This window comes from Dyadobacter tibetensis Y620-1, from assembly GCF_000566685.1.
Lineage (GTDB): Bacteria > Bacteroidota > Bacteroidia > Cytophagales > Spirosomataceae > Dyadobacter > Dyadobacter tibetensis.
In genome coordinates, this window is record NZ_AZQN01000005.1 from 186,638 (window position 1) to 198,908 (window position 12,271).

Genomic DNA, 12,271 nt, shown 5'->3' on the forward strand with positions numbered 1-12,271 from the left:
ATTACTGTAAGGTTAGAAAGATGGTTTTGGCTCCCGATTTATTGGGTCCTGGGGGTATAGACTGTTCGATGACTTTGCCTGAGCCCTTAAAATTGACATGATAACCCCTGTTCTCCATTAACGCCAGAGCATCTCGCATGCTAAGACCTTCCAGATTGGGAATTTCTTTGGCATCAATATTACGTCCCTTCCAGCTGGCCATATTTTTTTTCTGGATGGTACCACTCAGATAGTCATTTTCTGAAGGAACAGGTGAAATTTTTAATTTATCCGTAATAATCTTCAGATCGCTCGTGCGCCCTGCTAGCTGTACTTTGCGCGTTTGGGCCGGGATACTGTCTTTCACTGGTTTTTGAATACTTACGTCATAAGCGTAAATACGATCGGCGACTTCCTTAAATACGGGAGCCGCTACTGTGCCTGCAAAAAGCTGATACTCGGCTACTTTCCCCCGTGGGGTATCAATAATTACGATGGCACTGTATTTGGGCTTGTCGGCGGGGAAATACCCTGCAAAGGAGGTGTAATACTTCCCCCGGGTATATGCTCCATTAAGGAGCTTCTGAGCCGTTCCGGTTTTGCCAGCAATTTTGTATAAATCCGATTTGATATTGGTTGCCGTACCATGATCTACCACCCCCTGAAGCATGGCTTTCAGTTTTTGTATGGTTTCGGGAGAGCAAAGCGGTTTATCTTCTACGTAAGGTTCCACCTTATCTTCCAATGTCTCCGCACTTCGAATCTCCCGTACCAGCATAGGCCGGACCCAGTACCCATCGTTAGCCACAGCATTATAAAATGCCAGGGTCTGAAGGGGAGTCATACCCATTTCATAACCATGAGACATCCAGAATAGGGAATATCCACTCCATTGCTTATGACTTCGATCTTTAATAAAAGGAGGTTTTTCACCCTTCATATGTATGCCTGTAGGCTGGGTCAGGTGAAATTGTTTGAGATATTGCAGGTACTTATCGGGTTTGGAGAAAAAATACCGCTGCATGAGTAAAAGAATGCCAATATTAGAAGACTTTTCGAATACTTCTGTGGCTGAAATATTTCCATATCCACCTCTTTTAGAGTCGCTTACGGTGGTTCCTCGGTAACGATAGCTCCCTGTGCCGGTATTGACAAAAACCTGATCGGGGTTCATTTTTGTTTCTTCTAATATTGCCATCATCGTAGGGAGTTTAAAGGTAGAGCCGGGGTCGTTGCTACCTGCCAGTGCATAATTGAACACTTCTTCGTAATTACCTACTCCGCGGCGTGTGAGATTGGTCATCGCCTTAATGGCTCCCGTGGCCACCTCCATCACGATAACGCATCCATAATTAGCATCGGTTGCCTCTAATTGCTTGCGTAGGGCATGCTCGGCCATGTCCTGATAGTTCATGTCCAGGGTTGTATACACATCCTTACCCGCCGAAGGCTGCACATTCAGGGCATCACCCACCGGGATTTTAAGGCCTCCTTCCACCCTTTCCACCCAGCCTATTCCGGGTTTTCCCTCAAGCTTCTGATCGAAACTTGCTTCAATGCCAATATAGCCGCGACCCGACTTGGGATCTATCCCGCCAATGGTGCGGTCGGCCATAGGGCTAAAGGGTTTGTAGCGTTTGTAAATGGTTTCAAATTTGCCTCCTCCGCCCTTTTTATCCCGTTTAAAAAAGGGCCAATCCATAATCTTCTCACGTTCCAAATGGCTGATCTCTCTGGCTTTCAACCTGAGATAGCGCTTGGTCTTGCTTTCCCGATATCGGATAATCTTATTTTTGTAACCCTCTACAGAATTCTCTCCATAATTTTTTGCCAGAAAATTGGCAAGTACTTCCACATTGTCATAGAAATAACTAGAGTCCGCAACTTTGGTGTCCAGGCCTACATAATAGAATGGAAGCGACGTGGCTAGCAAACTATTGTCGCTGGAATAAATATTCCCCCGCATAGCGGGGATAGTATCTAGTTTCAGGTCGTTTTTAACGGAATATTCTACCCAGGTTTTTCCCTTGAAGGTATCGTAATATTGTACCCTGATCAATTTTACAAAAACTGCAATCGCAAACAGGAACAGGAGCAAACCTACGAGCCTGGCCCTAAAAATCAGGGCCTTTTTATTGTTTTGTCCACTTTCCATTTTTCTTGATAAAGCCATACGGTAGCAGTCTCGGCGATAAAAAAATGCCTAAGACTTAATAATGCTTAAAAGTTAATCGTCTGTCTTAATAATGATTTTCTTGGGTGGAGTAAGATTTTCCTCGAGTCCGATATCCTTTACTTTCTCTATCACCACCGACTGCTTTCCACTTTTCATATAGTCGGCATGGATAGAGGTGTACTCCGCCCTGAGATTATCTACCTCTTTTTGTAGCTTAATGCTGTTGCGTACATACTGTTCTGATTTGTATCCCAGCCATTCATATGAAACTAGCAAAGCAACCACCCAGGCTACATAGTAAAAGTACTTCACCGGCACCCGCTCCTCCTGGCCAGGCACCTTTTCTCCAAATATTTTATCTAGTGGTAAAAACTTGTTTAGCCAGTTAAAAACGTCGTATTGACGTTTTTTCTTGGGTGGCTTCGGCGCTTTTACTTCTACTTTTGGTCTTCTCCTATTCAATGACATAGCTCGTTCCAATTCTGTTGACGCCCGATCTGTAATATAGCTGTTTATTAAAACACAAAATAATAAAGATCTTTACTCAGTTTAACGAAACCTTGTCGATTAACCTGTCCTTAACCCTGTTTTTTTTCGGCAATACGCAATTTGGCACTCCGGGCCCGGGGATTTCTTTTTACCTCTTCTTCGGTCGCTTCCACGGGTTTGCGGGTAATGGAAATTAAAGGTTTAATTTCATTTCCATAGAAATCCTTTTCGACTTCTCCACTGAATTTTCCTTTTTGGATGAAGTTTTTCACGAGACGGTCCTCTAGAGAATGGTAAGACATCACCACCAGTTTGCCTTGTGGGGCAAGCACCTCAGGGACTTGGGTAAGGAATTCTTCTAATACGCTAAGTTCATCATTGACTTCGATGCGCAAGGCCTGGAAAACTTGAGCATAATACTTGTTCTCCCGGTGCCGGGGAGCATACTTTTGAAGTATTTGCTTCAGGTCGTTAATGGTCTCAATAGGCGCGTTATGCCGGGACGAAAATAAGGCTTCTGCTAAGGTACGGGCATTCTTTACCTCTCCGTATAGCCCCAATATCTTCTGTAATTTGGCAGCGGAATAAGTGTTTAGAATTTCTGCAGCGGTTTTTTCGATATTTGGGTTCATACGCATGTCCAAATCGGCATCGAAACGCGTAGAAAAACCACGTTCAGGCGTATTGATCTGGTGTGAAGAAACACCTAAATCGGCAAGAATTCCGTCCACCTGCTCAAATTTATGCAGTTTTAGATACCTCTTTAAATGTCGGAAATTAGCTGCGACAAACACCAACTTGCCATCGGCGTTGAGCGCTTCGGCATTCTTGGCTGCATCGGGGTCCTGATCAAAGGCTATTAATTTCCCCGTTGTTAACTTCTCCAGGATAGCTCGGGAATGTCCACCGCCACCAAAGGTGACATCAACATAAATTCCATCTGGACGTATATTTAGGCCTTCCAGACACTCTGAAAGCATAACCGGTTCGTGATAACTATATTGTAAATCCATTCAGTATTCGCAGCATTATAGGAACTATTATCCGCCTTATGGCAGTTACAAACTTAGCAATTTTCAATGGTAGGATTTGGCTATCGGAGCCGATTTAATTTTTTCCTATTTGTATCATTTAGTCATTAAAATATTGTTTATGAGATTTTTAAGTTTTGCTTCGTTGCTGATTTTCATGGCATTTATATCTTGCTCTCAAGATAAGCCTAAGGAGGAGCTCCAGGAAGGGGTATGGAGAGCGGCTCTGATGCGTGATGGACAGGAGTTACCTTTTCTTTTCGAAGTAAAACCTCATACCGATGGCTCTACCTATGCCGTGGAAGTGATTAATGGGGAAGAGCGCCTGGCGCTCGACACTGCCTACTATGCCAACGATTCCATCCATATACCCATGCGGCTATTCGATTCAGAAATTGTGGCTAGCCTTGAGAATGGCGAGCTGAAAGGGCGTTACAACCGCCTTGAAAATGGTGAAATTATCGCATACTTACCTTTTTCTGCTCAACATGGTCTGGACTATAAATTTTTCGAAAAAAATACGGCAAATACGAGTAAATCGGTGCAAGGAAAGTGGGCTACCACCATCCGATATCCTGACTCGGATAAGGAAATCGCGGCGGTGGGCAATTTTACTCAGTCCGGAACTGAAGTGCGGGGGTCGTTTCTGACCCCCTCGGGGGATTACCGCTTTCTCACTGGCTCCCTGCATGGGGATAGTTTATTTCTATCCAACTTCGATGGATCCAATGCTATGCTCTTCAAAGCGGCCCTTCAGGCCGATGGAAGGCTAGTCGGAGCGTTATGGACGGGCGTTAAGGGGTACAGAACTTGGGAAGCTCATCGCGATGAGCAGGCCAAACTCGCCGACGATTCTAAAATTACCTATCTTAAACCGGGCTACGATCGGGTGGATTTTTCATTTCCCGATGCCAATGGCAATACGATTTCCTTAAAAGATGAACGCTTTAAAGGTAAGATGGTTATCCTTCAGATTATGGGGAGCTGGTGTCCTACCTGCATGGACGAAACTAACTTCTTAGTGCCCTGGTATAATAAGAATAAGGGTCGGGGTGTGGAAATTATTGGTTTGTCCTTTGAAACTTCATCAAAGCCCGAACAGGCTTTCGCAAAGATTACCCGGATGAAAAACAGATTGAACATCGACTATCCCGTTCTGTTGGCCGGAACCACCTCCGATAAGGATAAAGAGTCGGCACTTCCCATGCTTAATAAAGTTCTTTATTTTCCTACGACCATCTTTATTGATCGGCAAGGAAAGGTAAGGGAAATACACTCAGGCTTCTCTGGCCCCGGAACAGGGCAGTTTTACGAAGAGTTTAAAAAGGAATTTACCGATTTGACAGAAAAGCTGATCGAGGAAAAATAGAAAAAAGCGCAGGAGGCCTTCTCTTCTGCGCTTTTTTTATGAACTAAAATTGGTATGCTTGCATAATATTCTTTTGATTTGTTACATTTGTAAAAGGGCAGTGGGACTGTTACTCCATAAAAAGATGTAAGATGCGAAAGGAAAAAACAGTTGATTTTCAGATAAAATGGGCATGGCATTCCATTTCCAGGATGTATAACACCTATGCTTCGCGCTTCGACATTACGATGGCAGTAGGCTATGTGTTGCTCAATATTGACGTGGAGCACGGTACCCCCGCCACCAAGATTGCGCCCATGCTGGGCATGGAGCCCCGCAGCCTGGTACGGATGCTCCGAAATCTTGAGGAGAAAGGACTTATTACCCGAGAAATAGATGAGTCGGATCGTCGTTTTGTCCGAATTGTGCTTACCGAACAGGGTCGGGCCAAGCGGGAGCTTTCAAAACAGGGAGTCATCGATTTTAATAATATGATCAGGGAACAAATTCCCTTGGAAAAGTTAGCCACATTTTTTGAAGTCATCAACGATATTAACCGTATCGTAGATGAGGAAAATGGCCGTATCAAGGCTGGTGATCAGGCAGATGACTTAAATGACGTTTAGCTGATCAGGCTTATGGCCTTCAGAAAATTTTAAATAATAGTTCCTATAACCAAAATCTTGTAAAATGAATCGTTCCATTCGTAAAGTAGCCGTACTTGGGTCAGGGATCATGGGCTCGCGCATTGCTTGCCATTTTGCCAATATAGGGGTAGAGGTGTTGCTCCTGGACATGGTGCCTCGTGAATTGACAGAGGTCGAAAAAGCTAAGGGGCTTACCCTAGAGCATCCGGCTGTGCGCAATCGTCTGGTCAATCAGTCTTTTCAACAGACTTTGAAAGCAAACCCGGCGGCGCTGTATAGTCCTGCCTTTGCTAGCCGTATCAAGCTAGGTAATTTCGATGATAACCTGACCGATATCAAGCATTACGACTGGATTGTCGAAGTGATTGTAGAGCGACTCGACATCAAGAAGGGGCTTTACGAAAAAGTTGACAACCTCCGAAAGCCTGGTACTCTGGTGACTTCTAACACCTCCGGGATACCCATTCACCTGATGGCCGAAGGCCGAAGCGAGGATTTTCGCAAGCATTTTTGTGGAACACACTTTTTTAATCCCCCCCGATACCTAAGGTTACTGGAAATAATTCCTACGGCAGATACCGATCCGGCAGTATTGGATTTTCTAATGCATTATGGAGACTTGTTCTTAGGGAAAACTTCAGTGCTTTGTAAAGATACTCCCGGCTTCATTGCCAATAGATTAGGGATTTATGCGCTTATTCAAACCATACGTGTAGCGGCCGAAATGGGCCTTTCGGTAGAAGAGGTAGATAAGCTTACAGGCCCGGTGGTGGGGCGGCCTAAGTCGGGAACATTTCGACTGTCAGATGTTGTGGGGCTGGACACTACGGTGCACGTAGCCAATAATTTGTATGCTTCAGGAGAAGGAAAAGACGAATCCAGGGAAGGATTTGTACTTCCTGAGGTAATGCAGCAGCTCTACGATAATAAATGGTTAGGCGATAAGTCGGGTCAAGGTTTTTACAAAAAGATAAAAGATGAGAAGGGGAAGTCTGTAATACTCGCTTTAGACTTTGCCAGCATGGAATACAAACCTTCTGAGAAGGCGAAATTTGCCACATTGGAGGGTACGAAGTCGATTTCTGAAGTGTCTAAACGCTTTGCCGTGCTTTTGGCCGGGAAAGATAAGGCGGGAGGCTTCTATCGCAGGACTTTTTCTGATATCCTGCGCTACGCCAGCTTTCGGATTCCTGAGATCTCAGACGAAACCTATCGGATCGATCAGGCTATTACTGCTGGCTTTGGCTGGCAATTGGGTCCCTTTGAAACCTGGGACGCCATAGGTGTTAAAACCATGATGGGAATCATGGAAGCTGAGGGGATGAAGCCCGCTACCTGGGTGTATGACATGCTGGAGGCGGGTCATAACTCCTTTTACAAAATAGAAAATGGAAAGAAAATGTATTACGACCTGGCTTCCAAGTCGTATTTGAAAATCCCGGGGCAGGATAGCTTTATTATTCTGAGCAATCTGACCGAAAAAATAGTCTGGAAGAATGCCGGGGCTAATGTCTACGACCTGGGCGATGGAATTTTGAACCTGGAGTTCAAGTCCAAGATGAATACCATGGGGTCGGAGGTGATCGAAGGCATCCAGAAGTCTATTAGTATGGCCGAAAAAGATTTTCGTGGCTTGGTAATAGGGAATGAATCGGCAGAAGCCTTTTCGGCCGGGGCCAACCTGGCTATGTTGTTTATGTTTGCCATCGAGCAGGAATTTGACGAGATTAACATGGTCATTGCTCAGTTTCAACAAACGATGATGCGGGCGCGATATTCCTCCATTCCCGTGGTGACAGCCCCTCATACTTTAGCTTTGGGTGGGGGTTGCGAGCTAAATCTGCACGCCGACAAAGTAGTGGCACATGCCGAAACTTATATGGGGCTTGTAGAGTTTGGGGTAGGTATCATTCCCGCCGGGGGAGGAACCAAGGAAATGGCTCTGAGATGTTCGGATCTGTACCAACCAGGTGACACGGAGTTGAATATTCTTCAGACTGCTTTTATGAATATCGCTCAGGCCAAGGTTTCTACTTCGGCCCAGGAAGCTCGGGAAATGAATTATCTGCAGGAAAAGGATCAGATCGTGCTTAATAGGAGCAGGCTCATTGCTGAAGCCAAACAGGCGGCTATGGACCTGGCCGATAATGGCTATACCCAGCCCAAACAACGCACCGACATCAAGGTGCAAGGCAGAGCAGGAATGGCCTTGTTTATGGCAGGGATCGCACAAATGCGCCTGGCCAATTACATTAGCGATCACGATGCCAAAATCGCCAATAAGCTGGCTTATGTAATCAACGGAGGCGACCTGAGCTATGCGCAACCGGTGTCGGAACAGTATCTTCTGGACCTGGAACGTGAAGCATTTTTGTCCCTATGTGGCGAAAAGAAGACCTTGGAGCGTATGCAAGGCCTGCTTAATGGAGGCAAACCCCCACGTAACTAACCTAAAAAAATGATAGAGAGCCTGGTCGCCTTGTAAAGTGATCAGGCTCTTTACTGCTTTAGGTCAGTTCTAGTACCCTTCCCAATCGGTCGAATATTTTGTTGGAAATGTAGCCAATAAGATAGGTGTCCGTATCCTCAAAGGTCAATCCTTCTAATATTTGAATTATTTCTTGCCGCTGTAGCCGTCGATAATGAGGCTTCATGGTGCCCCCATAAGCTCCCGCCGCAGCGGATGGATCCCATTGGTATTGGCTGTCTACCAGGCTCCCTCTGGCAGCCATCAGGGGAGGCGGCCCTCCGCTACCCCGGAAATCGGGATGCTGGGGATGGTCAAGTCCTAGACCGTGACCAAACTCATGCGCCGCCGTGGTGGAGATTCCTAGCTGGTCGGAAGTGATCCAATGGCCGGAATTATCGCCGAGACCGAAACCCATAAATGAACGGGTGAGGAAATTTTCGGCTTCTATGCGGATAAAGTTATATTGGAAATCGGTATTATATCGGGCCATAAGTTGGGCTTGAGCCAGAGACACCAGTTCCACACCTACCCGGAAGCGTACGCTCGTTGGTTGGTTCCTGAGCATCAATTGAACATGAGGTTCGTTGTAAATATGATTAATTTCGGATTCAATCGCTCCAGCCAACTCAGGTGTAGCTTCATGGCCATAGAGAACCAGATGAGCCCGGATTTCTATCAGGCTTTTATGTTCTTCATAATGTATACTTGCTGCCATAGCTGCTGATAGGTTTGGTTTACATCATAATTTATAGAATAAAAATGGTTAGGTGAGGTTTTGGTCGAATTTTAGTAATTATAAATTACCTGTGGGGAAGCTAACAGGGCTAGGTGTTGGAAAGACGGACAATACCAGAGCTGCTATAGGCTAGTAGCTAGCTCATATAAACGAAGTAAAGCATTCTCTGTTTTAAAACAATTCCTTTTAAATTGTATCTTTATTATGGGATTGGATAGGAAATTATATATATTCCTTTCCTTTGTAACCAAGTTCATTATAGAAGTAACTGAGGGGTGGATAATTAACATTTCATCGACATGAATACCAAGCCTAATGATTTCTAAAAAAGCCAAATACGCCTTGAAAGCACTGAAAGTCCTTGCCGAACAATATGGCCAGGGTCCTGTTTTGATTTCATATATCGCAGAGAGAGAACGCATTCCCAAGAAGTTTCTGGAGGCCATTTTACTGGATCTGCGCAATAACGGGGTTCTGCAGAGTCAGAAAGGGAAAGGAGGGGGTTATTTGTTACGAATACCACCCGAAGAAGTAAGTTTTTCCAAGGTGCTGCGCATCATCGATGGCCCCATTGCCCCAGCGCTCTGTGTGTCCTTATTATTTTATGGGAAATGCGACGATTGCAAAGATGAAGAGACCTGCAGCCTAAGGGTGGTACTGGAAAAATGGCGGGATGCCAATCTGGCTGTCTTAGACAAAACAAACTTGAGTGATTTATTGAAAGTGGACGCAGAAAGTAAGGGGAAGAATGCCGGAGATCCCCTTTCCTTACTTTAACCGGTCGTTGCGTACATAGAGTCTTGTGCCATCGAAGAGCCCTAGATCGGTATAATGGGCATTCACATACTCACCCAGTTGCCGAAAGCTATGAATCCCCTGAGTGTCAACATCCTGTACCCAGGCGCTGTTTTTGCCTACAGCATCTAAGATAATTGCTGGCTGGGTGCGGGCAAGATCCTTCATATAGCGGGCTCTATAAGCATCCCGCATATCGTGCAGGAAGATGGAGCGTTCGCTATGGTTTTCTGCTGTGCCCTGGGCCAATTGGGCCTCTACATAGTAAAGACACTGCCAACCCCAAACGGCCATATAGTCGTCTTTCTTCGTATATTTCTTAAGGGCTTGCACCACAGGGCTCTGACCTAGAGTCCTGCGACCGACGGAATCATAATGGTTGAGGCGATGCATACTTCTGTAGTCCTGAGCATCCATCAATAGAAACCATGCCAATAGTCCCAGAGGGAATATGTATGCATATTTTTCGAAAGGGGATAGTCCCCAGGCTGCCAGCAGCAAAAGAGGAAAAAGTAGGAAATTAAGGTAATGCACAAAGTCGTTACCCGACTTGGTGATCGCATAAATACTCACCAGAAGTAAAAGGATCAATGTGATGAGTAAAGTACTGTCTCGCACAGCAGTATGGGCATTGCGGCGATAGCTATTTGGTCGTGTAACACCGAAAAAAAATAGCGCTACAGGAATGGCTAATAATAGCAGATAGGCTTGGAAATCAGGACTTAGACTTACTATATTGGTGATCTGAGCGAATATATTGCGCTCGTTCCCTCCGGCATAAATTACGTTTCCCAAAAGGTAAAAGTCAATCAGGTCGGGCATGACCTGGAAATGAAAGGCCCATGCTGCTACCATTATTGGGAAGGTAAGGGCGCCCCCTATGAGTGCAATGAGTGGCTTAAGGTTGTGTTGATGTCGGAAGATTCCTACACAGAGCCATATGGCACCAGCGCCTAAAACCAGCGCTGGCGGTACGGCTTGTAACTTGGCAAAGGGAATCATTCCTGCTACGAAACCAAGCGCATAAAAGCTGGCACTGCCTGACTTCTGTTGGGTATGTTGTTTGGCGAAAAGCCAAAGGCATACGGACAGCAGCATGACAGGAACCTGCTCACTGGAATAATGTACCCAGTCGAGCTCTTGGGTGAATGCCAGAAAGAACAGGGGCAAGGTCCATACAATTTTAGCAAGCCTGATAGAAAACCATTTTTTGAGTGCCAAAAATAAGAAGAACAAGCTAAAAATATTGGCCAGCATGCCCATAAGACGGGCGGCAGTAAAGTCTATAGAAAACCCCAACAGTCCGGGTAACGTGAGGAAATAATTATCTAAAGGCCCTATTGTGGTTCCATCTACCGAGCGCCAGTATACTGGGTCCTGTAATAAGGTGATGGCATGACTAATCATCTGGCTTTCATCCGGATTGAGTTCCCTATTAAAAACCACTACGGGCAAGCGCATGGCTACAAATAAGGTCAGACCTAAGAGGATAAAAAGACTAGTGGGAATCTTTTTGGTATAAGCAGACATAACGACCATCCCCGCCAGGATATAGCCAAGCAGCCAGTATATGGTAGGAGCGGAGTCGAAGGTGATCATGGCTTAATGTATGGTATCAACCGTGTCAACAAAGTCGCGGTAGTGGATAGCGGGGATAAAATGCTGCTGGGAACGGTACTGTAACACCATAAATACCAGAAACAAAGAGATCATAAATGACTGTAGCATCAATATTACCAGGGTACTGCCTAGAGTAGAGGCCCAGCCTGGGGTAGCATTGCCGATTACTTTCAGGAACAGAATAATAAAAATGAAAGCTACGGCCAAGCCTGACATCATAATCGAAAAAATCAAGATGCGAACCGCAGTGGTGTCTACCATGACCGATATGGCACTCAGGCCATGAAGAATTAACGAGACGAAATTCATCTGGCTATTACCGGCCAGTCTCTTAGCCCTATCAGTCGGGACGGAGTCGTAGGGAATTCGGGAGCGAATAATACCACCTGGGTAGTTATTCCATATCTCAGATACGCGGACCAGATTTTTTAATCTGCGTTGCGGAACCAAGCTGAAATTTCCAAAAGTAATGGCCTTACCGGTCAGTAATTTAAAGGCATATTTATAAATGATATAAAAGAACCTGAATACGAAATTTTCGTTCCGCTTTTTTCTTTCGGCAAAAATTATTTTCCCGGGCTCTTCCATCGATTTGGCCGCAAGCAGATTGATGTCGGCGGGGTTGTCTTCTCCATCGGCATCCATTACTACAACTTTGTCGCAAGGAATATTTTCTGCTACATAGGAAAGTCCTATTGCAATAGATTTTTGATGTCCCAGATTACGAAATAAACGTAGAAGTTTAATTTCTTTTCCCTGAAATTTTGGAAAAGGGCTCTGCTGATCCTTAGAAGAACAATCGTCTACGATTAGCAAAGTGGTATTGCTCAGGATCGGTGGAGCCAGATCTTGATTGATCTTTTGGATCAACAGATTCAGCGCCTCCCAGTCGTTGAATTGGGGAATAACAATTACGAAATTTTCGGACATAGGGGAGGTAAAGGAGGCCATTCCGCCCAGCGGAATGGCCATGAGTGTGT

At 45.3% G+C, this 12,271-nt stretch carries 10 protein-coding genes; 4 read left to right on the top strand and 6 right to left on the bottom strand.

Features of this window, described 5'->3' with window-relative positions:
* Position 1 precedes the first annotated feature (1 nt).
* The 3 genes from X939_RS0115200 to rsmH all read right to left on the bottom strand — a co-directional run bounded on the left by X939_RS0115200 (position 2) and on the right by rsmH (position 3,657).
* On the bottom strand, positions 2–2,152 hold the full coding sequence (locus X939_RS0115200) for a PASTA domain-containing penicillin-binding protein (RefSeq protein ID WP_044199634.1): 2,151 nt from the start codon (positions 2,150–2,152) through the stop codon (positions 2–4).
* 54 nt (positions 2,153–2,206) lie between these two features.
* The gene (locus X939_RS0115205) at positions 2,207–2,623 is read right to left on the bottom strand and encodes an FtsL-like putative cell division protein (protein WP_025764145.1); all 417 of its coding nucleotides are present in this window, start codon (positions 2,621–2,623) and stop codon (positions 2,207–2,209) included.
* Positions 2,624–2,733: 110 nt separating this feature from the next.
* A complete protein-coding gene (gene rsmH / locus X939_RS0115210) occupies positions 2,734–3,657 on the bottom strand; it encodes a 16S rRNA (cytosine(1402)-N(4))-methyltransferase RsmH (RefSeq protein ID WP_052353475.1) in 924 nt (307 codons plus the stop codon).
* Between the two features lie 139 nt (positions 3,658–3,796).
* On the opposite strand from rsmH, the gene X939_RS0115215 reads away from it, so the two are divergent.
* The 3 genes from X939_RS0115215 (at position 3,797) to X939_RS0115225 (ending at position 8,119) form a co-directional block, all read left to right on the top strand.
* A complete protein-coding gene (locus tag X939_RS0115215; RefSeq protein ID WP_025764147.1) occupies positions 3,797–5,044 on the top strand; it encodes a peroxiredoxin family protein in 1,248 nt (415 codons plus the stop codon).
* A gap of 131 nt (positions 5,045–5,175) precedes the next feature.
* Entirely contained in the window at positions 5,176–5,649 is a 474-nt protein-coding gene (locus X939_RS0115220; RefSeq protein ID WP_025764148.1) for a MarR family winged helix-turn-helix transcriptional regulator, read from the top strand.
* A gap of 64 nt (positions 5,650–5,713) precedes the next feature.
* The gene (locus tag X939_RS0115225) at positions 5,714–8,119 is read left to right on the top strand and encodes a 3-hydroxyacyl-CoA dehydrogenase/enoyl-CoA hydratase family protein (RefSeq protein WP_025764149.1); all 2,406 of its coding nucleotides are present in this window, start codon (positions 5,714–5,716) and stop codon (positions 8,117–8,119) included.
* Between the two features lie 58 nt (positions 8,120–8,177).
* Here X939_RS0115225 and X939_RS0115230 read toward each other — a convergent pair whose 3' ends face one another.
* Positions 8,178–8,855: a M10 family metallopeptidase domain-containing protein gene (locus X939_RS0115230; RefSeq protein ID WP_025764150.1), complete on the bottom strand. Its 678-nt coding sequence runs from the start codon at positions 8,853–8,855 to the stop codon at positions 8,178–8,180.
* Between the two features lie 336 nt (positions 8,856–9,191).
* Between X939_RS0115230 and X939_RS0115235 the strand changes: the two genes are divergently transcribed.
* Positions 9,192–9,653, top strand: a complete 462-nt coding sequence (locus X939_RS0115235) for an RrF2 family transcriptional regulator (protein WP_025764151.1) — start codon at positions 9,192–9,194, stop codon at positions 9,651–9,653.
* Here the strand turns inward: X939_RS0115235 and X939_RS0115240 are convergent.
* Positions 9,645–11,270 (bottom strand): hypothetical protein, encoded by a 1,626-nt coding sequence (locus X939_RS0115240; protein ID WP_025764152.1) that lies wholly within the window; start codon positions 11,268–11,270, stop codon positions 9,645–9,647. The genes X939_RS0115235 and X939_RS0115240 overlap by 9 nt on opposite strands.
* Positions 11,271–11,273: 3 nt before the next feature.
* Positions 11,274–12,263: a glycosyltransferase gene (locus X939_RS0115245; protein WP_310588061.1), complete on the bottom strand. Its 990-nt coding sequence runs from the start codon at positions 12,261–12,263 to the stop codon at positions 11,274–11,276.
* Between the last annotated feature and the right edge of the window lie 8 nt (positions 12,264–12,271).